Genomic DNA, 21,669 nt, shown 5'->3' on the forward strand with positions numbered 1-21,669 from the left:
TCAGCGACAGACGTCGGCGATAGCCGCAGCCAGTGCCTCCAGGCGTGCTGCATCGGCGCCGGCGATGTTTGCCCGACCGGTGCCGACCATGTACACACTGTGCCGCTCACGCAGTTGCTTGACCTGCTCCGGCGACAGGCCGGTGTAGGAGAACATGCCGCGTTGCTCGGCGATATGCGCAAAACGTGCTTTCAAGCCGTGCGGTGCGAGTGCCTCGACCAGTCCGATCCGCAGCTGGGCGATGCGTTGACGCATGGCCTCGACCTCTTCGATCCACAGGCGCTTGAGGGCCGGATCACCGAGGATCTGGGCGACCACCGCAGCACCGTGATCCGGCGGTGTCGACCACAGGTTGCGAGCCAGCCAGGCCAGCTGGCTGCGCACATCCACGAGCTTGTCGGCATCATGGCTGCACACCAGCAAGGCGCCGGTGCGATCGCGATAGAGGCCGAAGTTCTTCGAACAGGAGCTGGTAATCAGCAACTCGGGCAATTCTGCCGCAAACAGCCGTACCGCCCAGGCGTCCTCTTCCAGCCCGTCGCCAAAGCCCTGGTAGGCGAAGTCGATCAGTGGCAGCAGCTCGCGGCGACGCACCACCTCCAGCACCGCCCGCCAGTCATCCCGGGACAGGTCGAAACCGGTCGGGTTGTGGCAGCAGGCGTGCAGCAGCACCACGTCGCCCTTGGGCGCCGCTTCGAGGGCTGCCAGCATGCCGCCGACATCGAGGCGGTTGTCTGCGCCCACGTAGGGGTAGTGGCTGACCTTGAGGCCGGCGCCGGCGAAGATGGTCTCGTGGATCGGCCAGGTCGGATCGCTCAGCCAGATACCGCGCCCAGGCAGGCAGTGTTCGATGAACTCCGCCGCCAGGCGCAGGGCGCCCGTGCCGCCAGGTGTCTGGGTGGCGCCAGCACGCTGGCTGGCCAGCAGTGCCGAACCGCTGCCCAGCACCAGCTCGCTGATCAGGCGACCGAAGTCGGCATCGCCATGGCCACCGATATAGCTTTTGCTCAGCTGACGGTCGAGCAGGCGCTGTTCGGCCTGCTTGACGGCTGCCGGAATGGGCGTCAGGCCCTGGGCGTCCTTGAACACGCCGACGCCGAGGTCGAACTTGTTCGGGTTGCTGTCTTTGGCGTAAGCCTCCATCAGCCCGAGGATCGGGTCACCCGGTACGCGCGTGATCGCGCCGAAGTGCATTACTTGCGGCCTTCGGCGGTTTTGGCGACCTCGTCGGTACGCGCGGCCATGATGAAGTCGTTACGGTGCAGGCCCTTGATCGAGTGGCTCCACCAGGTCACGGTGACCTTGCCCCACTCGGTCAGCAGGCCTGGGTGATGGCCTTCGGCTTCGGAGATCTCGCCCACGGCGTTGGTGAACGCCAGGGCGTGTTTGAAATTCTTGAACAGGAAGACTTTTTCCAGCTGCATGATGCCGTCACGGACTTCGATGTTCCAGTCCGGGATCTGCTTGATCAGTACTGGCAGTTCTTCGTCGCTGACCTGTGGGGCATCGGCACGGCAGGCTTCGCAATGGGCTTGGTTCAAGGCGTTCATAAGGTTTTCCGCAAGTGGATTGTTATTGGTTTGCAAGGTCGCTTAGGCGGCGACCTTGGGTGGGAATTTCGGCGCGTGCAGGCCCATCTTCATCGCTGCGTGGACCATGCCCATGATGTCTTCGTGGGCCAGGTCGAACAGGCGCTTGAGGTTCGGCAGGGCGAAGTACAGCGGTTGCAGGATGTCGATGCGATAGGGCGTGCGCATGGCTTCGAGCGGGTCGAAGGCCTGGTGCTCGGGTTCACCGGACAGGCTGTAGACCGTCTCTTTGGGCGAGGACAGGATACCGCCGCCATAGATCTTGCGACCTTGCGGGGTGTCGACCAGGCCGAACTCGATGGTCATCCAGTACAGGCGCGCCAGGTACACGCGCTCTTCCTTGGTGGCCTTCAGGCCAAGCTTGCCGTAGGTGTGGGTGAATTCGGCAAACCAGGGGTTGGTCAGCAGCGGGCAGTGGCCGAAGATCTCGTGGAAAATGTCCGGTTCCTGCAGGTAATCGAGCTCTTCTACAGTGCGAATGAAGGTCGCGACCGGGAAGCGCTTGCTGGCGAGCAGTTCGAAAAAGGTCTGGAAGGGGATCAGCGCAGGCACGCGGGCAACTTGCCAGCCGGTGGTGGCGCCCAGCACCTTGTTGATTTCGCCCAGTTGCGGAATGCGGTCGTGGGGCAGGCCCAGCTGCTCGATACCGTCCAGGTATTCCTGGCAGGCGCGGCCCTCGATCACTTTCAACTGGCGGGTGATCAGGGTGTTCCATACCGCATGTTCTTCTTGCGAGTAGTGGATAAACCCTTGCGCATCGGGCTCGCGAGCCACGTATTGCGTCTGTTTCATGCTGCTCTCCTGCTGAGGGCCTTTTTTGTTATGTGATCAAGCCGTTACTTAAGTGATAACCCGCTATGCAGGACTTTGCATCGGCCTGAGGCACTCTGAAGGTGATTGAGGGCTTCAATTGTGTAACGATAATTTTACGGAAATGACCGGAAGCCGAAATATCGGGCGTTTTTACCGTTGAGTACTCGGCTTTTTGTCACGTATTCTTTACGACAATTCCAGGTGGCTGCAAAATAATTCAGGCGCCAACGCTCGTCGTAGACCTCTTCGTAGGACATTTCATGCGTATCAAAGTGCATTGCCAGAACCGCATCGGTATTTTGCGGGACATCCTCAACCTGCTGGTGGAGTACGGCATCAACGTCGCCCGCGGCGAGGTGGGGGGCGAGCACGGCAACGCGATCTACCTGCATTGCCCCAACCTGATCAATTTGCAGTTCCAGGCCCTGCGCCCCAAATTCGAGTCGATCGCCGGGGTGTTCGGGGTCAAGCGCGTGGGGCTGATGCCCAGCGAGCGCCGACACATGGAGCTCAACGCCTTGCTCGGTGCCCTGGACTTTCCGGTGCTGTCGATCGACATGGGCGGCTCCATCGTCGCGGCCAACCGGGCAGCGGCGCAGTTGCTCGGGGTGCGGGTGGATGAAGTGCCGGGTATCCCGCTGTCGCGCTACGCCGAGGATTTCGACCTGCCGGAGCTGGTGCGGGCCAACAAGTCGCGGATCAATGGCTTGCGGGTCAAGGTCAAGGGCGATGTGTTCCTCGCCGATATCGCGCCGCTGCAATCGGAGCATGACGACAGCGAAGCGCTGGCTGGTGCGGTGCTGACCTTGCACCGCGCCGATCGCATCGGCGAGCGCATCTATAACGTACGCAAACAGGAGTTGCGCGGCTTCGACAGTATCTTCCAGAGCTCGAAGGTGATGGCCGCCGTTGTGCGTGAGGCGCGGCGCATGGCGCCGCTGGATGCGCCCTTGTTGATCGAAGGCGAGACCGGCACCGGCAAGGAACTGCTGGCGCGCGCCTGTCACCTGGCCAGCCCGCGCGGCCAGGCACCGCTGATGGCGCTCAACTGCGCCGGCCTGCCGGAGTCGATGGCCGAGACCGAGCTGTTCGGCTATGGCCCAGGGGCATTCGAGGGGGCGCGTGCCGAAGGCAAGCTCGGGCTGCTGGAGCTGACGGCGGGCGGTACGCTGTTCCTCGATGGCGTGGGCGAGATGAGTCCGCGCTTGCAGGTGAAGCTGTTGCGCTTCCTGCAGGACGGCTGCTTCCGCCGGGTGGGCAGCGATGAAGAGGTCTACCTGGATGTGCGGGTGATCTGCGCGACCCAGGTCGATCTGTCCGAGCTCTGCGCCCGGGGCGAGTTCCGCCAGGACTTGTACCACCGCTTGAATGTGCTGTCGTTGCACATCCCGCCGCTGCGCGAATGTCTGGATGGCTTGCAGCCACTGGTCGAGCATTTTCTTGACCAGGCCAGCCGGCAGATCGGCTGCCCGTTGCCACGCCTGGCGCCAGCGGCCATGGAGCGCCTGAGCCAATACCACTGGCCGGGTAATGTGCGCCAATTGGAGAATGTGTTGTTCCAGGCGGTCTCATTGTGCGATGGCGGGGTGGTCAAGAGCGAACATATTCGTTTGCCGGACTATGGCGCGCGCCAGCCACTCGGTGAATTTTCGCTGGAAGGTGACCTGGGGGAGATTGTCGGTCGGTTCGAAAAGGCCGTGCTGGAACAATTGATGAGTGAGTTCCCCAGTAGCCGGGCATTGGGTAAGCGGCTGGGTGTTTCACATACGACAATTGCCAACAAGTTGCGTGAACATGGTGTTGGCAAGACAGCGGAATGATCGGAGTTAAATAACATGCCTGTCAGCGGGCGTAGTCGATAACAGCGAAACAGCGAAGTGGAAAGTTTGATTTTAATCGCGCGCCCCGGGTTGGGGGAGGCGGGGCGCGGCGAGCGATGATCGAGCGATTATCCGTTGGAGCAACCGTTGCCCATCACACGGTATTCGAGGACATGCCGCTTGCCTTGCGAGTCTTCATAGGTCATGCGCTGCGGGACCACTTCGCAGACGTTCGGGACTTCGGTCATGGAGATGACTTTGGCGATGTCCAGGTGCTGCGAGTAACTGTACTGTTCAACCGGAATCTGCTCGGCGTCGCCATTTGCAACTTCGCCGGCCATCGCCGCGCTGCAAACACTGCCAAGTACCAATACCAGTAACGCTTTCATTTTCATTTTACCTGTCTAAGGTCGAGAGGGGGCACGCAGCGCTTGTGGCGCCGCGTGTGCAACTGAAGTTCAACTATCACAGTTAACGCGGGATTAACGGCCTTCGTGGGGGCTGTAACTAGAAGTTAATCTCGGTGCCGTTGCTGGCGAGGCGAATTCTAGGGGCGGGCGCGTGCCTTAAACAGATGACGTTTTGATAAACACTGTTGGCAAAAACTGTAACAATCCTCTTCAGCGTGCCATGGTGAATTTTTTTCCGGGGCCGGACCCCGGTCTTGAGCCTGCGGTCAAGTGCATGGGCGCAAAAGGGGGAGGGCGTTACTACCAACGTCGAATGGCCCACGCGGTCTGGTACAGTTACAACGAGGTCATACAAAAACAACTATTACACCGAGGTAGATAAAGATGAGTGCGGCTTCCCTGTACCCCGTTCGTCCCGAGGTAGCGGCCACCACGTTGACCGACGAGGCAACCTACAAGGCCATGTATCAGCAGTCGGTGATCAACCCGGACGGCTTCTGGCGTGAGCAGGCGCAGCGCCTGGACTGGATCAAGCCCTTCACCAAGGTCAAGCAGACTTCGTTCGACGATCACCATGTCGATATCAAATGGTTTGCCGACGGCACTCTGAACGTCTCCTACAACTGCCTGGACCGCCATCTGGCCGAACGTGGCGACCAGCTCGCCATCATCTGGGAAGGCGACGATCCTTCCGAGCACCGCAACATCACCTACCGCGAGCTGCACGAGCAGGTGTGCAAGTTCGCCAACGCCCTGCGTGGCCAGGATGTACACCGCGGTGACGTGGTCACCATCTACATGCCAATGATTCCCGAAGCCGTGGTCGCCATGCTGGCGTGTGCCCGCATCGGCGCGATCCACTCGGTGGTGTTCGGCGGCTTCTCGCCCGAAGCGCTGGCCGGACGCATCATCGACTGTAAGTCCAAAGTCGTCATCACCGCCGACGAAGGCCTGCGTGGCGGTCGCCGCACCGCGCTGAAAGCCAACGTCGACCTGGCCCTGACCAACCCGGAAACCAGCAGCGTCCAGAAAATCATCGTGTGCAAGCGCACCGGTGGCGACATCGCCTGGCACCAGCACCGCGACATCTGGTACGAAGACCTGATGAAGGTCGCGTCCAGCCACTGCGCACCGAAAGAAATGGGCGCCGAGGAGGCGCTGTTCATCCTCTACACCTCCGGTTCCACCGGCAAGCCGAAGGGCGTGCTGCACACCACCGGCGGTTACCTGGTCTACGCCGCACTGACCCACGAGCGGGTGTTCGACTACCGTCCGGGCGAAGTCTACTGGTGCACCGCCGACGTCGGCTGGGTCACCGGCCACAGTTACATCGTCTATGGCCCGCTGGCCAACGGTGCGACCACCGTGTTGTTCGAAGGTGTACCGAACTACCCGGACATCACCCGTGTGTCGAAGATCATCGACAAGCACAAGGTCAACATCCTCTACACCGCCCCGACCGCCATCCGCGCGATGATGGCCGAAGGGCAGGCCGCCGTGGCCGGCGCCGATGGCTCCAGCCTGCGCCTGCTCGGCTCGGTGGGCGAGCCGATCAACCCGGAGGCCTGGAACTGGTACTACCAAACCGTGGGCAAGGAGCGTTGCCCGATCGTCGATACCTGGTGGCAGACCGAAACCGGTGGTGTGCTGATCAGCCCGCTGCCAGGCGCCACCGCCCTCAAGCCAGGCTCGGCGACCCGTCCGTTCTTCGGCGTGGTGCCGGCGCTGGTGGACAACCTGGGCAACCTGATCGAGGGTGCGGCCGAAGGCAACCTGGTGATCCTCGACTCCTGGCCGGGTCAGTCGCGTTCGCTGTTCGGCGATCACGACCGTTTCGTCGACACCTACTTCAAGACCTTCCGTGGCATGTACTTCACCGGTGACGGCGCCCGTCGCGACGAAGACGGCTACTACTGGATCACTGGCCGGGTCGACGACGTACTCAACGTGTCCGGTCACCGCATGGGTACCGCCGAGATCGAAAGCGCCATGGTCGCCCATCCGAAAGTCGCCGAAGCGGCAGTGGTTGGTGTGCCGCACGACATCAAGGGGCAGGGCATCTATGTCTACGTCACCCTCAATGGCGGCGAAGAAACCAGCGAAGCGCTGCGCCTGGAGTTGAAGAGCTGGGTGCGCAAGGAGATCGGCCCGATCGCCTCGCCGGATGTGATCCAGTGGGCACCAGGCCTGCCCAAGACCCGTTCGGGCAAGATCATGCGCCGTATCCTGCGCAAGATTGCCACCGCCGAGTATGACGCCCTGGGCGACATCTCGACCCTGGCCGACCCGAGCGTGGTGCAGCACCTGATCGATACCCACAAGGCCATGAACCTGGCTTCGGCCTGAAACCCATCGCCGGCTGCGCCGGCTCCCACAGGTCTGCACCGGACCCATTGTGGGAGCTGGCGAAGCCGGCGATGAGGTCCGCACACTCCACAAAAAAGCCCCGTCTGGCTCGCCAGCGGGGCTTTGTGCATTCTGTTACTTCGACAATCATCGGTAACCAATCTGTCACCGGTTTGGCTCGCAAGCGGGGCAAAGCGAAACGCCACTGTGTCGTTTCGGGGCGTTTTTGCAGTTCTGCGAAAAGCCGTGAAACGCTGCGCTTGCCGGATTAGAAGGCTTTGCCAATAATAGGCCCGGTTATTGCTTCGTTGATTGGTTATTTGTCTTTTTGCTTTTGCATATTCTGCGAAAGCTGTCAATATCGCCACCCCCGCGTTCCTGCGCTTCTGTAACTAGTTGTCGCATTGAAGAAATATCGGCTCCGGAGCTGTAGTTAAAATGCCGATCATCCGCTCGTGGCGTGTCAGGCGATTCGTCGACCCCGCGCAGCTCGCGTTGTACCCATTCGCATATCGGGCAGTCTACGCTCTGCCTTGTATTGCCCTTTACCGATGGAGTTCCAGATGAAGAAACTCGCACTGCTTGGCGCCTTGGCGCTGTCTGTGTTTTCCCTGGCATCGCTGGCTGATGAGAAACCGCTGAAAATCGGTATCGAGGCCGCTTACCCACCGTTCGCCTCGAAAGCACCGGATGGCAGCATCGTCGGCTTCGACTACGACATCGGCAACGCCCTGTGCGAAGAGATGAAGGTCAAGTGCACCTGGGTCGAGCAAGAGTTCGACGGCCTGATCCCGGCGCTGAAAGTGCGCAAGATCGACGCCATCCTCTCGTCCATGTCGATCACCGAAGACCGCAAGAAGTCCGTGGACTTCACCGGCAAGTACTACCTGACCCCGGCGCGCCTGGTGATGAAGGAAGGCACTGCCGTCAGCGACAGCCTGGTTGAACTCAAGGGCAAGAAAATCGGTGTGCAGCGTGGCTCGATCCACGACCGCTTCGCCAAGGAAGTGCTGGCTCCACAAGGCGCCACCATTGTTCCTTACGGCACCCAGAACGAAATCTACCTGGACGTCGCTGCCGGTCGCCTGGACGGCACCGTGGCCGATGCCACCCTGCTCGAAGACGGTTTCCTGAAGACTGATGCCGGCAAGGGCTTCGCCTTCGTTGGTCCATCCTTCACCGACGCCAAGTACTTCGGCGACGGCATCGGCATTGCCGTGCGCAAGGGCGACAAGGCCAACCTCGACCGTCTCAACGCTGCCATCGCGGCCATCCGCGCCAATGGCAAGTACAAGGCGATCCAGGACAAGTACTTCAACTTCGACATCTACGGCCCTGAAGCCAAGTAAATCGTCGACGTTTCACCTGTGTAATGGTGCAAGCAGCAGAGCTTCTGAGGTTTGCACCATTTTTTCATCCCTAAGGTCGAGGACCTCATCATGTTGAAAGGCTACGGGGCAGTCATCCTCGATGGCGTGTGGCTGACGCTGCAGCTCGCCTTGTCGTCCATGGCCCTGGCCATTGTGCTCGGCCTGATTGGCGTGGCCCTGCGCCTGTCGCCGGTGCGCTGGTTGGCCTGGCTGGGCGACCTGTATGCCACGGTGATCCGCGGGATTCCCGATCTGGTACTGATCCTGCTGATCTTCTACGGCGGCCAGGACCTGCTCAACCGCATCGCGCCGCTGCTGGGGCACGACGATTACATCGACCTCAATCCGCTGATGGCGGGCATCGGCACCCTGGGCTTCATTTTCGGTGCCTATCTGTCGGAAACCTTCCGCGGCGCCTTCATGGCCATCCCCAAGGGCCAGGCCGAGGCCGGCATGGCCTACGGCATGAGCAGCGTGCAGATTTTCTTCCGGGTCATGGTGCCGCAGATGATTCGCCTGGCGATTCCCGGCTTCACCAACAACTGGCTGGTCCTGACCAAGGCCACGGCACTGATTTCGGTGGTCGGCCTGCAGGACATGATGTTCAAGGCCAAGCAGGCGGCCGATGCCACCCGCGAGCCTTTCACCTTCTTCCTGGCGGTCGCGGCCCTGTACCTGGTGATCACCAGTGTCTCGCTGCTGGCCCTGCGTTACCTCGAGAAGCGCTACTCGGTTGGCGTAAAGGCGGCTGAACTATGATTTTCGACTACAACGTCATCTGGGAAGCACTGCCGCTGTACCTCGGTGGTCTGGTGACCACCCTGAAGCTACTGGCGCTGTCGCTGTTCTTCGGCTTGCTGACGGCCATCCCGCTGGGTCTGATGCGGGTGTCCAAGCAACCTGTGGTCAACCTCATCGCCTGGCTCTACACCTACGTGATCCGCGGCACGCCGATGCTGGTGCAGCTGTTCCTGATCTACTACGGCCTGGCCCAGTTCGAAGCGGTGCGCGAAAGCATATTCTGGCCGTGGCTGTCGAGCGCGACCTTCTGTGCCTGCCTGGCCTTTGCCATCAACACCAGCGCCTACACTGCAGAGATCATCGCCGGCAGCCTCAAGGCCACGCCCCATGGCGAGATCGAGGCGGCCAAGGCCGTGGGCATGTCGCGGATCAAGATGTACCGCCGCATCCTGCTGCCGTCGGCCCTGCGCCGGGCCCTGCCGCAGTACAGCAACGAGGTGATCATGATGCTGCAGACCACCAGCCTGGCGTCGATCGTGACCCTGATCGACATCACCGGCGCGGCGCGCACGGTCAACGCCCAGTTCTACCTGCCGTTCGAGGCCTACATCACCGCCGGCGTGTTCTACCTGTGCCTGACGTTCATTCTGGTGCGCCTGTTCAAACTGGCCGAGCGCCGCTGGCTCGGCTACCTGGCGCCGCGCAAGCACTGAGGCCTGCGGTAACTTTTTTGCCCTGGGCGTTAGCTCAAGACTGACTGCTTTGTGAGAATCGACAGCATGTACAAACTCGAAATCCAAGATCTGCATAAACGCTACGGCAGTCACGAAGTGCTCAAGGGCGTGTCCCTGGCCGCCAAGGCGGGCGACGTGATCAGCATCATCGGCTCCAGTGGTTCGGGCAAGAGTACCTTCCTGCGCTGCATCAACCTGCTCGAGCAGCCGCACGCGGGCAAGATCCTGCTCAACAACGAAGAGCTCAAGCTGGTGGCGAACAAGGACGGCGCGCTCAAGGCCGCCGATCCCAAGCAGCTGCAACGCATGCGTTCGCGCCTGTCGATGGTGTTCCAGCACTTCAATCTGTGGTCGCACATGACCGCGCTGGAAAACATCATCGAGGCCCCGGTGCATGTGCTGGGCATGTCGAAGAAAGAAGCCCTGGAAAAAGCCGAGCATTACCTGGCCAAGGTCGGTGTTTCCCATCGCAAGGACGCCTATCCTGGGCATATGTCCGGTGGTGAGCAGCAGCGCGTGGCCATCGCCCGGGCGCTGGCCATGGAGCCGGAGGTGATGCTGTTCGACGAGCCGACCTCGGCACTCGACCCGGAGCTGGTGGGCGACGTGCTCAAGGTGATGCAGTCGCTGGCCCAGGAAGGCCGGACCATGGTGGTGGTCACCCACGAAATGGGCTTTGCCCGTGAGGTGTCCAACCAGCTGGTGTTCCTGCACAAGGGCCTGGTGGAAGAAAGCGGCAACCCGCGCGAAGTGCTGGTCAACCCGCAATCGGAGCGTCTGCAGCAATTCCTCTCGGGCAGCTTGAAGTAAGTTTGCCGTCTTGCACCAAAATGGGTCATGCTGCACGGCGCAGTATGACCTGGCTTAACGTCTTGGCCTTTCTCAGGTTTCGGAACCGCACTCCATGACCACCCAGCGTATCGGTTTTCTCATCTGGCCCAGCACCAAGGCCCTGACCCTGGCGCTGGCCGAAGAGGTTCTGCGGGTTGCCCAGCGGGTGCATCCGGAGGTGGTCTACGAGCTGTCTTTCCTGCAGGCCGAGCCTGCTGCCGAAGGGGCCTGGCGCCTGCCGGGCGAGCCCTGGGCCGGGCGCCTCGAAGGTTGCCAGAAGCTGTTCCTGCTGGCCGATGAGCCACCGCAGGCCGTGGCCTCGGCACTGGGCAGCGCGCTCAAGCAACTGGCGCGTGCCGGTTGTGTGATCGGCGGCCTGTCGGCCGGGGTCTATCCCCTGGCGCAACTGGGCTTGCTCGATGGCTACCGGGCGGCGGTGCACTGGCGCTGGCAGGATGATTTTGCCGAGCGCTTCCCCAAGGCGATTGCCACCAGCCACCTGTTCGACTGGGATCGCGACCGCCTGACCGCGTGCGGGGGTATGTCGGTGATCGACCTGTTGCTGGCGGTGCTGGCGCGTGACCATGGAGCGGAGCTTGCCGGTGCGGTCTCCGAGGAGCTGGTGGTCGAGCGCATCCGTGAAGGCGGCGAGCGCCAGCGTATTCCACTGCAGAATCGCCTGGGTTCGAGTCATCCGAAGCTGACCCAGGCTGTGCTGCTGATGGAAGCGAATATCGAAGAGCCGTTGACCACCGACGAAATCGCCCAGCATGTGTGCGTGTCGCGGCGTCAACTGGAGCGAATCTTCAAGCAGTACCTCAATCGCGTCCCCAGCCAGTATTACCTGGAACTGCGCCTGAACAAGGCGCGGCAGATGCTGATGCAGACCAGCAAGTCGATCATCCAGATCGGCCTGTCCTGCGGCTTCTCCTCGGGGCCTCACTTCTCCAGTGCCTACCGCAACTTTTTCGGCGCCACGCCGCGCGAAGATCGCAACCAGCGACGCAGCAGCAGCCCGTTCGAACTGTCGTCGGTACCTGCCGAGCGCGGTTGATTCCGGCGCGTCGCATGTAGCCGCTGCCGCCAGGCTGCGATCGGCCGCAACGCGGCCGTAAAACCTGCAAACCCTCATGCATCAGACTTGCCGCGGTGGCCGGATGGCGACCGCTTCGCGCTCGATCGCAGCCTCGTACCTCGGCAGCGGCTACCTGCGATGAATTTGCCACCATTCCCCGCTCGTACAGAATCTCCCCACCGCACCTGCGCACCGTTTAAACTGCGCCTTTGCGACCCTATTTGTCGCATTGCCGAAAGCCTTGGTAAAACAGGGTTTGGCGCTATAAGAAGTTGTCGCTTGGCGGCAATGTCAGGCGCCGATCTGTCCTTACAATCCCCCCATCGCTCGCCAGTTCCAGGCAGGCGTTCCTCTTCAGGAGACTCCGATGTCCGCTCCGAAAGCACCGGTGCAACGCGCCGATTTCGACCAGGTAATGGTCCCTAATTACGCACCGGCGGCCTTTATCCCCGTTCGTGGTGCGGGCTCCCGCGTCTGGGATCAGTCGGGCCGCGAGCTGATCGACTTCGCGGGCGGGATTGCCGTGAACGTTCTGGGGCATGCTCATCCGGCGCTGGTCGGCGCCCTGACCGAGCAGGCCAACAAGCTGTGGCACGTGTCCAACGTGTTCACCAACGAGCCGGCCCTGCGCCTGGCCCATAAACTGGTGGACGCGACCTTCGCCGAGCGGGCGTTCTTCTGCAACTCCGGCGCCGAAGCCAACGAGGCCGCCTTCAAGCTGGCCCGTCGCGTGGCCCATGACCGTTTCGGCCCGGAAAAACACGAGATCATCGCCACCGTCAACAGCTTCCACGGCCGTACCCTGTTCACCGTGAGCGTCGGTGGCCAGCCGAAGTACTCCGATGGCTTCGGTCCCAAGATCACCGGCATCAGCCACGTGCCGTACAACGACCTGGAAGCGCTCAAGGCGCAGATTTCCGACAAGACCTGCGCCGTGGTGATCGAGCCGATCCAGGGCGAGAGCGGCGTGGTACCGGCCGACAAGGCCTACCTGCAAGGCGCCCGCGAGCTGTGCGACAAGCACAACGCTCTGCTGATCTTCGACGAAGTCCAGACCGGCGTTGGCCGTACCGGCTCGTTGTTTGCCTACCAGCACTACGGCGTGACCCCGGACATCCTTTCCAGCGCCAAGAGCCTGGGCGGCGGCTTCCCGATCGGCGCCATGCTGACCACCGAAGCCCTGGCCAAGCACCTGGCCGTCGGCACCCACGGCACCACCTACGGTGGCAACCCGCTGGCCTGCGCCGTGGCCAATGCCGTGCTGGATGTGGTCAACACCCCTGAAGTGCTGGCCGGCGTCAAGGCCAAGCACGAGCGCTTCAAGGCGCGTCTGGAGAAGATTGGCCAGCAGTACGGCCTGTTCAGCCAGGTTCGCGGTGTCGGCCTGCTGATCGGCTGCGTGCTGACCGAAGCCTGGAAAGGCAAGGCCAAGGACGTGTTCAACGCCGCCGAGAAAGAAGGCCTGATGGTGCTCCAGGCCGGTCCCGATGTTGTGCGCTTTGCCCCGAGCCTGGTGGTCGAGGATGCCGATATCGACGAAGGCCTGGACCGTTTCGAACGCGCCGCCGCTGCACTGACCAAGGCCTGATTCGCGCCAAGGTCCTTTCGCCGGCCCTGCGGGGCTGGCGAATCCGAATTCCATCGCAGGTGCCTGCGGGCATCTGCTGTTTTTTTCCTGCGCCGAAGTGATCGGCCTGTTTCCCCAAAAGGAGTGACACCATGCTGGTGATGCGCCCCGCGCAAATGGCTGATCTGGACGAAGTACAGCGTCTGGCAGCGGACAGCCCCATTGGTGTCACGTCCTTGCCGGATGATGCCGGTCGTCTGAGCGACAAGATCACCGCCTCGGAAACCTCCTTCGCGGCCGAGGTCAGCTTCAACGGCGAAGAGAGCTATTTCTTCGTGCTCGAAGACAGCGACACCGGCAAGCTGGTCGGCTGCTCGGCGATTGTCGCCTCGGCCGGCTATTCCGAGCCGTTCTACAGCTTCCGCAACGAAACCTTCGTACATGCCTCGCGCGAGCTGAAGATCCACAACAAGATCCATGTGCTTTCGCAGTGCCACGACCTGACCGGCAACAGCCTGCTGACCAGCTTCTACGTGCTGCCGGAACTGGTCGGTACCGGCTGGTCGGAGCTCAATTCCCGTGGTCGCCTGCTGTTCATGGCCGCCCACCCCGAGCGCTTCGCCGACTCGGTGGTGACCGAGATCGTCGGCTACAGCGACGAGAGCGGCGATTCGCCGTTCTGGGATGCCATCGGGCGCAACTTCTTCGACCTCAACTACGCCGAGGCCGAGCGCCTGTGCGGCCTCAAGAGCCGGACCTTCCTGGCCGAGCTGATGCCCCATTACCCGATCTATGTGCCACTGCTGCCGGACGCTGCGCAGGAGGCCATGGGCCAGGTCCATCCGCGGGCGCAGATCACCTTCGACATCCTGATGCGCGAAGGCTTCGAGACCGATCACTACATCGACATTTTCGACGGCGGCCCGACCCTGCATGCGCGGGTTTCGAGCATCCGTTCGATTGCCCAGAGCCGCGTGGTGCCGGTCAAGCTGGACAGCACCGTGGTCAAGGGCGGACGTCCGTACCTGGTGTGCAACGGCCAGTTGCAGGACTACCGCGCCGTACTGCTGGAACTGGACTGGGTGCCTGGCAAGCCGGTCACCCTGAGTCTTGAAGCCGCCGAAGCCCTGGGCGTCGGTGAAGGCGCCAGCGTGCGCCTGGTCGCGGTTTGATCCCTGCGGTTCGATAACCGCGCACCCCAGGTCGAGTTTTGCGGCAGGCCCCAGGCCGCCGCCCGAGGAGATAGCATGATCGTTCGTCCCGTACGCAGCAGCGATTTACCCGCGCTGATCGAGCTGGCGCGCAGTACCGGCACCGGCCTGACCACCTTGCCGGCCAATGAAGAGCGCCTGGCGCACCGCGTCGGCTGGGCCGAGAAAACCTTCCACGGCACCGCCGAACGGGGCGATGCCGATTACCTGTTCGTGCTGGAGAACGACGAAGGCGTGGTGGTCGGCATTTCCGCCATCGCCGGTGCCGTCGGCCTGCGCGAGCCCTGGTACAACTACCGGGTGGGCCTGACCGTCAGTGCCTCCCAGGAACTGAACATCTACCGGGAAATCCCGACGTTGTTCCTGGCTAACGACCTGACCGGCAACTCCGAGCTGTGCTCGCTGTTCCTGCGCGCCGACCACCGTAACGGCCTCAACGGTCGCCTGCTGGCCAAGGCACGGATGCTGTTCATCGCCGAGTTCCCGGAGCTGTTCGGCAACAAGATCATTGCCGAAATGCGCGGCATGTCCGACGAGCAGGGCCGTTCGCCATTCTGGGAAAGCCTGGGTCGGCACTTCTTCAAGATGGAATTCAGCCAGGCCGACTACCTCACCGGTGTGGGCAACAAGGCCTTCATCGCCGAGTTGATGCCCAAGTTCCCGCTCTACACGTGCTTTCTGTCCGAAGCCGCGCGCGGTGTGATCGGCAAGGTGCACACCGACACCGAGCCGGCACTGGCCATGCTCAAGAGCGAAGGCTTCAGCTACCAGGGCTATGTCGACATTTTCGACGCCGGCCCCGCCGTGGAGTGCGAAACCGCCAAGATCCGCGCGGTGCAGGATAGCCAGGCGCTGGTGCTGGCCATCGGCACGCCGGGCGACGACGCCACACCGTTCATCATCCACAACCGCAAGCGCGAGGACTGCCGCATCACCGCCGCACCTGCACGCCTTGCGGCTGGCACCCTGGTGGTCGATCCGCTGACCGCCAAACGCCTGCGCCTGAGCGCCGGTGACCAGGTGCGTGCCGTAACACTGTCCGCTGCCCGGGAGGCCAAGTAATGACGACTCACTTTATCGCAGGCGTGTGGCAGGCAGGGCAGGGCGAGGCACTGCAATCGCTGGACCCGGTCAGCCAGAAGGTTGTCTGGCAAGGCCAGGGCGCTAGCGCCGAACAGGTCGACAGCGCCGTCAAGGCCGCGCGCCAGGCGTTCGCCGGCTGGGCCGTGCAGTCGCTGGAGGCGCGCATCAGTGTGCTCGAAGCCTTCGCCGCCGCGCTCAAGGCCAATGCCGACGCGCTGGCCCACTGCATCGGTGAAGAGACCGGCAAGCCGCTGTGGGAAGCCGCTACCGAAGTGACCAGCATGGTCAACAAGGTGGCCATCTCGGTGCAGAGCTACCGCGAGCGTACCGGTGAAAAGAGCGGCCCGCTGGCCGACGCCACGGCGGTGCTGCGGCACAAGCCCCACGGTGTCGTGGCCGTGTTCGGTCCTTACAACTTCCCCGGGCACCTGCCAAACGGTCACATCGTTCCGGCCTTGCTGGCGGGTAACACCGTGGTGTTCAAACCCAGCGAGCTGACTCCGAAGGTCGCTGAGCTCACTGTGAAATGTTGGATCGAGGCCGGCCTGCCGGCAGGCGTGCTGAACCTGGTCCAGGGCGCCCGTGAAACCGGCGTGGCCCTGGCGGCCAATCCGGGCATCGATGGTCTGTTCTTCACCGGTTCCAGCCGTACCGGTAACCTGTTGCACCAGCAGTTCGCCGGTCGCCCGGACAAGATCCTGGCCCTGGAGATGGGCGGTAACAACCCGCTGGTGGTCGACGAGGTCAAGGACCTGGACGCTGCGGTCTACACCATCATCCAGTCTGCCTTCATTTCCGCCGGCCAGCGCTGCACCTGTGCCCGTCGCCTGCTGGTGCCGCAAGGTGCCTGGGGCGATGCACTGCTCAAGCGCCTGGTCGAGGTGTGCAGCAACATTTCGGTCGGCGCCTTCGACCAGCAGCCGGCACCGTTCATGGGCTCGGTGATTTCCCTGGGCGCGGCCAAGGCGCTGCTCGATGCCCAGGCGCACCTGCTCGCCAACGGTGGCGTGTCGCTGTTGGCAATGACCCAGCCGAATGCCACCGCCGCCTTGCTGACCCCGGGCATCGTCGATGTCAGCGCAGTTGCCGAGCGTGTGGATGAAGAGTTCTTCGGCCCGCTGCTGCAGGTGATCCGCTACAACGATTTCGATGCAGCCATCGCCGAAGCCAACAACACCCAGTACGGCCTGGCGGCCGGCCTGCTGTCCGATTCCCGCGCACGCTACCAGTACTTCTGGCTCAACAGCCGCGCCGGCATCGTCAACTGGAACAAGCAACTGACCGGCGCCGCCAGCAGCGCACCGTTCGGTGGCGTTGGCGCCAGCGGCAACCACCGCGCCAGTGCCTACTACGCGGCCGACTACTGCGCCTACCCGGTGGCCTCGCTGGAGACCGCCAGCCTGACCCTGCCTGCCACCCTGACGCCGGGCGTCTCCCTATAACAAAAGGTCCACGGAGCCTTGCCGATGAAATCGTTTGAAGTGAACTTTGATGGACTGGTGGGACCGACGCACAACTACGGCGGTCTGTCCTACGGCAACGTTGCCTCGCAAAGCAACAGCCAGCAGGCCTCCAACCCGCGCGAAGCCGCGCGTCAGGGCCTGGCGAAGATGAAGGCGCTGATGGAAATGGGCTTCCAGCAGGGCGTGTTGGCCCCGCAGGAACGTCCGGACGTGGCTGCGCTGCGTCGCCTGGGCTTTTCTGGCACGGACGCGCAAGTGATCCAGCAGGCCGCCAAGGATGCCATGCCGCTGCTGGTCGCCAGCTGCTCGGCGTCGAGCATGTGGGTAGCCAACGCCGCCACGGTCAGCCCGAGCGCCGACACCGCGGACGGCCGCGTGCATTTCACCGCCGCCAACCTCAACTGCAAATACCACCGCAGCATCGAGCACCCGACCACCAGCCGCGTGCTCGGTGCGATGTTCGCCGACAGCAAGCACTTTGCCCATCACGCCGCACTGCCGGCGGTGGCCCAGTTCGGTGACGAAGGTGCGGCCAACCACACCCGCTTCTGCCGCAGCTATGGCGAGGCGGGCGTGGAGTTCTTCGTCTATGGCCGCAGCGCCTTCGACAACCGCTACCCGGCGCCGCAGAAATACCCGGCGCGCCAGACCCTCGAAGCCTCCCAGGCCGTCGCCCGCCTGCATGGCCTGAGCGAGGAGGGCGTGGTCTACGCCCAGCAGAACCCGGCAGTGATCGACCAGGGGGTGTTCCACAACGACGTGATCGCGGTGGGTAACGGCGAAGTGCTGTTCTACCACGAAGACGCCTTCCTCGAGACCGAAGCGATGCTTGGCCAACTGCAGGCTAAACTGGCTAAACGGGGTGGCAATTTCAAGGCGATCTGCGTACCGCGCTCGGCTGTTGCCGTGGAGGACGCAGTGCGTTCCTACCTGTTCAACAGCCAGTTGCTGTCCCGCGCCGATGGTTCGATGCTGCTGATCGTGCCGGAAGAATGCCGCAACAACGAGCGGGTCTGGACCTACCTGTCGTCCCTGACCGCCTCGGGCGGCCCGGTCACCGAAGTCAAGGTCTTCGACCTCAAGCAGAGCATGCAGAACGGCGGCGGGCCGGCGTGCCTGCGTTTGCGCGTGGCACTCAACGAAACGGAACTGGCAGCGGTCAATCCAGGGGTTATCATGACGGCGCCGCTGTACGACACCCTGACCCAATGGGTCGACAAGCATTACCGCGATCGCCTGAGCGAAACCGACCTGGCCGATCCGCAATTGCTGGTGGAATGTCGTACGGCACTGGATGAACTGACCCAGATCCTCAAACTGGGCTCGGTCTATCCGTTCCAACTCCAACCTTGAAAGAGAACTCGACTATGTCCGACGCCCTGCAGCTGATCCTTGAAGATGACGATGGCACCCAGCTGGAAACTTCCTGCACCCGCTTTGCGGTGGTCTGGCAAGGCAAGGAGGTGTGGATCCAGCAGGATGGCCGTGGTCAGCTGCTGATCGGCGTCGATGTCGAAGAAGACGACACCGAGTACGCCAACCTGCTGCTGCGCCCGCTGGCCACCAACCTGGTCAGCCTGCAGCTGGAAATGGAACCGGCCGATGCCGGCGACGATGATGATCACGTTCATGGTCCCGATTGCGGCCACCATCACTAAGGAATAGCCCATGCTCGCCCTCGGCAAACTGCTTGACCTGACCCTGGCCGGTCGTGAACCGGCAGAGAAGACCCAGCTGACTGTCGAAGGCGTGCGCATGCGCTGGCACGGCGAGGGCGCACTGGAAGTAAGCCCTCCAGAGGCGCGTGACAATGGCATGGACCTGCTGCTTTCGGCGGGTATCCATGGCAATGAAACCGCGCCGATCGAATTGCTCGACGAGCTCTTGCATGGCATTGCCCGCGGTGAAATCAAGCCGCGCGCCCGTATTCTGTTCCTGTTCGGCAACCCCGAGGCGATTCGCAAGGGCGAGCGTTACATCGAGCAGGACGTCAACCGGCTGTTCAACGGCAGGCATGAGCTCTCCAGCGGCAGCGAAGCCCTGCGAGCCGGCCAGCTGGAGCAGTTCGCCCGGACCTTCTTCAGCAAGCCGGGGCGCAACCGTCTGCACTATGACCTGCACACCGCTATTCGTGGTTCGAAGATCGAGCAGTTTGCACTCTACCCGTTCAAGGAAGGTCGCCAGCACTCGCGTCGTGAACTGGTACGCCTGCAAGCCGCCGGCATGGAAGCGGTGTTGCTGCAAAGCAAGGTGTCGATCACCTTCACCGCCTTCACCTACGAGCAGCTCGATGCCGAGGCCTTCACCCTGGAGCTGGGCAAGGCGCGGCCTTTCGGGCAGAACGCACAGGTCAACCTGGATCGCCTGGAAACCCGCCTGAAACAGATCATCGAAGGCAACGAGCCGGAAGAACCCTCTGGCCTGGACGGGCTGCAACTGTTCAGCGTCGCCCGCGAGATCATCAAGCACAGCGACAGCTTCCGCCTGCACCTGCCGGCCGATATCGAAAACTTCTCCGAGTTGTCCAAGGGCTTCCTGCTGGCCGAAGACCTGGCCGAGTCGCGCTGGGTCGTCGAGGAGGAGGGTGCCCGCATCATCTTCCCTAACCCGAAAGTCAAGAATGGCTTGCGGGCAGGGATTCTGATTGTGCCGACTTCGGCGGATCACCTGGTCTGAAACGCCGATCTCAACCGGCGGGTATCACCGTGCCGGTCAATAAGCCATAGACGTGCTGCAATGCCGTGAACAGCTCGGCAACGCTGTCACTCGGGTTGTCGTACGGGTTGTAGAGCAGGATCATCCCGGACCTCAGGGCCTCTTGCCGGTCCTTGCCAAATCCCCAGGAGTCGAAGAACGGGGTCGTGCCGACGTACTGTTGCATCAGGGTCAGTTTGGCTTTGTCCCGCTGTAATACCAGGCGAACGTCTTCGAGTAATTGCTTCAAGGCGGGTTGATGACCCAGTGATTGCAGCTGGTCCATCACGCGCCTCTGAAACTGTGGGGTGCCATGGATGCGCAGGCCCTGGATCCTGGTGTCGAGGGTACTCTTGCGGCTGCTCGCGCCCACGTCGATGCGTAATGGCCAGTCAAAGGTTGCAGCGATGCGGTAATCCGCCGAGGGCGAAGTGCATTGCACGGTGAGGCGCTGCTGGCTGTGGGCGGGTGTGATCAGGTAGGCCTGGTTGCCGACCTGCACCTTCAGCTGGTCGCCCTGGCGGTCAAGCTCGACACGGCCGGCACGGCACCACAGCACCAGTTCGTCGCTGCTTCCGGCATCTTCCCAGTCGTTCTGGGCCTCATGAATCCAGCGTTCGATGAACAGGTCGGCATTTTTCAGCAATGTATAGCTCAAGCGAACGACACGATAGCCCGCGGTGCCCTCCGTCAGCTCATGCGGCACGGCATGGTGAGGTTTTTGACTGCCATCGATGTAAACAGGGGGTAAGGTCATATCAGGCATGGTGACACTCTCTTTTGAAGGGAGCCCCAGCCTATTGCTGTAAACGGTGTGGCATGCGGTACATAGTTAGGCCAGCCCTGTGGCAGGGCTGGCCTGTGGTGCCCGGCGTTACACGGCGCGTTTTTGCACGGCCGTCATCTGGCGCAGGGCACGTACCTTGCGCAGGGTATCGGCGCAGGTCTTCGCCGCCTCTTCGCCCTTGACCAGGAAATGCTCGAAGTAGAAGTTCTGGTGTTCGTCACCGGCGTGGAAGTGGTGCGGGGTCAGGACCACGGAGAACACTGGCACTTCGGTTTCCAGTTGCACCTGCATCAGGCCACTGATCACCGACTGGGCGACGAACTCATGGCGGTACAGGCCGCCATCGACCACCAGGCCGGCGGCGACGATGCCGGCATAACGACCACTATTGGCCAGCAGCTTGGCGTGCAAGGGAATCTCGAAGGCACCGCCGACTTCAAAGAAATCGATGTCGCTCGCCTGATAGCCTTGTTTACCCATCTCTTCGACGAAAGCCTTGCGTGCCTGGTCGACAATATCCTTGTGCCAGCAGGCCTGGATGAAGGCGATGCGCTCGTGGGTAGGGTTTTTGCTATCGATTGCGGTAGGTTGCATTGAAACGGACTCCTGTTTGTATGAGAAACAGGGCATCTGGATCGAAGGGGACTTCGCCGCGCAGGTGCGCAACGACAGGCACGGACGTGCCTATCCCGTTCTCTCTTTATCCGGACTATGACCGTCGGCCCCGGAATCACACCGGGTCTGCTGACCTTGCAGGGCTGCCTGCAAGCGCTCGCGGGCTATGCGCAGTGTGCGCAATTACCGCCGGTGGGGAATTGCACCCCGCCCTGAGAACGTTGCCACCGTCGTCGGTGGCGGGGAATTATTAGCACAGATTTCAAGCGAACGTATAGGCTGCTAACGATTTTTCCGGGATTAACGACGTTTCATCCGGGAAATCTTGCCAATGGCCAGGGCTCTACCACTAATATCCTGTCAGCTAAATCAGCCAGGGCCTGGTATCCGGGACGTGTATGGCGACGATTTTTTCCTGCTTTCGTCTGCCATTGTCGTTGCAAGCCGTCCAATTGACGGTTTCCATAGCATAAACACACTGCACCCAAGCCTAAGGCCCGATATAATGCGGCCCTTTGCC

The 21,669-nt window shown here is 62.2% G+C and carries 20 protein-coding genes and 1 riboswitch; of the genes, 14 read left to right on the forward strand and 6 right to left on the reverse strand.

Features of this window, described 5'->3' with window-relative positions:
- From ACIQUS_RS16450 to phhA, 3 genes are read right to left on the reverse strand one after another with little or no spacing between them, the layout of a single operon-like run.
- Positions 1-1,194, reverse strand: a complete 1,194-nt coding sequence (locus ACIQUS_RS16450; protein ID WP_403048406.1) for an amino acid aminotransferase — start codon at positions 1,192-1,194, stop codon at positions 1-3.
- Entirely contained in the window at positions 1,194-1,550 is a 357-nt protein-coding gene (locus ACIQUS_RS16455; protein ID WP_038613492.1) for a 4a-hydroxytetrahydrobiopterin dehydratase, read from the reverse strand. The genes ACIQUS_RS16450 and ACIQUS_RS16455 overlap by 1 nt, the downstream gene beginning before the upstream one ends.
- 42 nt (positions 1,551-1,592) lie before the next feature.
- A complete protein-coding gene (gene phhA, locus ACIQUS_RS16460) occupies positions 1,593-2,381 on the reverse strand; it encodes a phenylalanine 4-monooxygenase (RefSeq protein ID WP_403048408.1) in 789 nt (262 codons plus the stop codon).
- A 281-nt stretch (positions 2,382-2,662) separates the two neighbouring features.
- On the opposite strand from phhA, the gene ACIQUS_RS16465 reads away from it, so the two are divergent.
- On the forward strand, positions 2,663-4,222 hold the full coding sequence (locus ACIQUS_RS16465) for a sigma-54-dependent transcriptional regulator (protein WP_403048410.1): 1,560 nt from the start codon (positions 2,663-2,665) through the stop codon (positions 4,220-4,222).
- Between the two features lie 128 nt (positions 4,223-4,350).
- Here ACIQUS_RS16465 and ACIQUS_RS16470 read toward each other — a convergent pair whose 3' ends face one another.
- Entirely contained in the window at positions 4,351-4,611 is a 261-nt protein-coding gene (locus ACIQUS_RS16470) for a DUF2790 domain-containing protein (protein ID WP_403048412.1), read from the reverse strand.
- Between the two features lie 405 nt (positions 4,612-5,016).
- Between ACIQUS_RS16470 and acs the strand changes: the two genes are divergently transcribed.
- From acs to astE, 13 genes are all read left to right on the forward strand, one after another.
- On the forward strand, positions 5,017-6,978 hold the full coding sequence (gene acs, locus ACIQUS_RS16475) for an acetate--CoA ligase (RefSeq protein ID WP_403048414.1): 1,962 nt from the start codon (positions 5,017-5,019) through the stop codon (positions 6,976-6,978).
- Between the two features lie 563 nt (positions 6,979-7,541).
- Complete coding sequence (locus tag ACIQUS_RS16480; RefSeq protein ID WP_403048416.1) at positions 7,542-8,327, forward strand: ABC transporter substrate-binding protein; 786 nt, start codon at positions 7,542-7,544, stop codon at positions 8,325-8,327.
- Between the two features lie 90 nt (positions 8,328-8,417).
- Positions 8,418-9,107: an ABC transporter permease gene (locus ACIQUS_RS16485; protein ID WP_403048418.1), complete on the forward strand. Its 690-nt coding sequence runs from the start codon at positions 8,418-8,420 to the stop codon at positions 9,105-9,107.
- Complete coding sequence (locus ACIQUS_RS16490; protein WP_403048420.1) at positions 9,104-9,802, forward strand: ABC transporter permease; 699 nt, start codon at positions 9,104-9,106, stop codon at positions 9,800-9,802. The genes ACIQUS_RS16485 and ACIQUS_RS16490 overlap by 4 nt, the downstream gene beginning before the upstream one ends.
- A gap of 66 nt (positions 9,803-9,868) precedes the next feature.
- Positions 9,869-10,633, forward strand: a complete 765-nt coding sequence (locus tag ACIQUS_RS16495) for an ABC transporter ATP-binding protein (RefSeq protein ID WP_403048422.1) — start codon at positions 9,869-9,871, stop codon at positions 10,631-10,633.
- Between the two features lie 94 nt (positions 10,634-10,727).
- The gene (gene argR / locus ACIQUS_RS16500) at positions 10,728-11,708 is read left to right on the forward strand and encodes a transcriptional regulator ArgR (RefSeq protein WP_403048424.1); all 981 of its coding nucleotides are present in this window, start codon (positions 10,728-10,730) and stop codon (positions 11,706-11,708) included.
- Between the two features lie 388 nt (positions 11,709-12,096).
- Positions 12,097-13,317, forward strand: a complete 1,221-nt coding sequence (locus ACIQUS_RS16505) for an aspartate aminotransferase family protein (protein ID WP_403048426.1) — start codon at positions 12,097-12,099, stop codon at positions 13,315-13,317.
- 131 nt (positions 13,318-13,448) lie between these two features.
- Positions 13,449-14,468 (forward strand): arginine/ornithine succinyltransferase subunit alpha, encoded by a 1,020-nt coding sequence (gene aruF / locus ACIQUS_RS16510; protein ID WP_403048429.1) that lies wholly within the window; start codon positions 13,449-13,451, stop codon positions 14,466-14,468.
- 75 nt (positions 14,469-14,543) lie between these two features.
- The gene (gene astA, locus ACIQUS_RS16515; RefSeq protein ID WP_403048431.1) at positions 14,544-15,569 is read left to right on the forward strand and encodes an arginine N-succinyltransferase; all 1,026 of its coding nucleotides are present in this window, start codon (positions 14,544-14,546) and stop codon (positions 15,567-15,569) included.
- A complete protein-coding gene (astD, locus tag ACIQUS_RS16520) occupies positions 15,569-17,032 on the forward strand; it encodes a succinylglutamate-semialdehyde dehydrogenase (protein WP_403048433.1) in 1,464 nt (487 codons plus the stop codon). Before astA ends, astD begins: the two co-directional genes overlap by 1 nt.
- 24 nt (positions 17,033-17,056) lie before the next feature.
- Positions 17,057-18,406 (forward strand): N-succinylarginine dihydrolase, encoded by a 1,350-nt coding sequence (astB, locus tag ACIQUS_RS16525; protein ID WP_403048435.1) that lies wholly within the window; start codon positions 17,057-17,059, stop codon positions 18,404-18,406.
- Positions 18,407-18,420: 14 nt separating this feature from the next.
- Positions 18,421-18,711 carry a topoisomerase II gene (locus tag ACIQUS_RS16530; protein WP_010226660.1) on the forward strand — a complete coding sequence of 97 codons (291 nt, stop codon included), beginning with the start codon at positions 18,421-18,423 and terminating at the stop codon, positions 18,709-18,711.
- 10 nt (positions 18,712-18,721) lie between these two features.
- Complete coding sequence (astE, locus tag ACIQUS_RS16535; RefSeq protein ID WP_403048437.1) at positions 18,722-19,729, forward strand: succinylglutamate desuccinylase; 1,008 nt, start codon at positions 18,722-18,724, stop codon at positions 19,727-19,729.
- A gap of 10 nt (positions 19,730-19,739) precedes the next feature.
- Here astE and ACIQUS_RS16540 read toward each other — a convergent pair whose 3' ends face one another.
- Together ACIQUS_RS16540 and ACIQUS_RS16545 are read right to left on the reverse strand one after the other, a co-directional pair.
- A complete protein-coding gene (locus tag ACIQUS_RS16540) occupies positions 19,740-20,405 on the reverse strand; it encodes a hypothetical protein (RefSeq protein WP_403048439.1) in 666 nt (221 codons plus the stop codon).
- 216 nt (positions 20,406-20,621) lie between these two features.
- Positions 20,622-21,128, reverse strand: a complete 507-nt coding sequence (locus ACIQUS_RS16545; protein ID WP_403048441.1) for a 6,7-dimethyl-8-ribityllumazine synthase — start codon at positions 21,126-21,128, stop codon at positions 20,622-20,624.
- A gap of 93 nt (positions 21,129-21,221) precedes the next feature.
- Positions 21,222-21,373: riboswitch (FMN riboswitch) on the reverse strand.
- Positions 21,374-21,669 lie beyond the last annotated feature (296 nt).

Origin of the sequence: Pseudomonas sp. NPDC090755 (assembly GCF_044769005.1) — a bacterium.
GTDB lineage: Bacteria > Pseudomonadota > Gammaproteobacteria > Pseudomonadales > Pseudomonadaceae > Aquipseudomonas.

Excerpts from the sequence above, each read along its gene's own strand:
- acs (WP_403048414.1), top strand. The coding sequence starts at position 5,017 with ATGAGTGCGGCTTCCCTGTACCCCGTTCGTCCCGAGGTAGCGGCCACC.
- ACIQUS_RS16465 (WP_403048410.1), top strand. The coding sequence starts at position 2,663 with ATGCGTATCAAAGTGCATTGCCAGAACCGCATCGGTATTTTGCGGGAC.
- ACIQUS_RS16490 (WP_403048420.1), top strand. The coding sequence starts at position 9,104 with ATGATTTTCGACTACAACGTCATCTGGGAAGCACTGCCGCTGTACCTC.
- ACIQUS_RS16505 (WP_403048426.1), top strand. The coding sequence starts at position 12,097 with ATGTCCGCTCCGAAAGCACCGGTGCAACGCGCCGATTTCGACCAGGTA.
- aruF (WP_403048429.1), top strand. The coding sequence starts at position 13,449 with ATGCTGGTGATGCGCCCCGCGCAAATGGCTGATCTGGACGAAGTACAG.
- ACIQUS_RS16530 (WP_010226660.1), top strand. The coding sequence starts at position 18,421 with ATGTCCGACGCCCTGCAGCTGATCCTTGAAGATGACGATGGCACCCAG.
- argR (WP_403048424.1), top strand. The coding sequence starts at position 10,728 with ATGACCACCCAGCGTATCGGTTTTCTCATCTGGCCCAGCACCAAGGCC.
- ACIQUS_RS16545 (WP_403048441.1), bottom strand. The coding sequence starts at position 21,128 with ATGCAACCTACCGCAATCGATAGCAAAAACCCTACCCACGAGCGCATC.
- ACIQUS_RS16485 (WP_403048418.1), top strand. The coding sequence starts at position 8,418 with ATGTTGAAAGGCTACGGGGCAGTCATCCTCGATGGCGTGTGGCTGACG.
- astD (WP_403048433.1), top strand. The coding sequence starts at position 15,569 with ATGACGACTCACTTTATCGCAGGCGTGTGGCAGGCAGGGCAGGGCGAG.
- ACIQUS_RS16450 (WP_403048406.1), bottom strand. The coding sequence starts at position 1,194 with ATGCACTTCGGCGCGATCACGCGCGTACCGGGTGACCCGATCCTCGGG.
- astE (WP_403048437.1), top strand. The coding sequence starts at position 18,722 with ATGCTCGCCCTCGGCAAACTGCTTGACCTGACCCTGGCCGGTCGTGAA.
- ACIQUS_RS16455 (WP_038613492.1), bottom strand. The coding sequence starts at position 1,550 with ATGAACGCCTTGAACCAAGCCCATTGCGAAGCCTGCCGTGCCGATGCC.
- ACIQUS_RS16470 (WP_403048412.1), bottom strand. The coding sequence starts at position 4,611 with ATGAAAGCGTTACTGGTATTGGTACTTGGCAGTGTTTGCAGCGCGGCG.
- astA (WP_403048431.1), top strand. The coding sequence starts at position 14,544 with ATGATCGTTCGTCCCGTACGCAGCAGCGATTTACCCGCGCTGATCGAG.
- ACIQUS_RS16480 (WP_403048416.1), top strand. The coding sequence starts at position 7,542 with ATGAAGAAACTCGCACTGCTTGGCGCCTTGGCGCTGTCTGTGTTTTCC.
- phhA (WP_403048408.1), bottom strand. The coding sequence starts at position 2,381 with ATGAAACAGACGCAATACGTGGCTCGCGAGCCCGATGCGCAAGGGTTT.
- astB (WP_403048435.1), top strand. The coding sequence starts at position 17,057 with ATGAAATCGTTTGAAGTGAACTTTGATGGACTGGTGGGACCGACGCAC.
- ACIQUS_RS16495 (WP_403048422.1), top strand. The coding sequence starts at position 9,869 with ATGTACAAACTCGAAATCCAAGATCTGCATAAACGCTACGGCAGTCAC.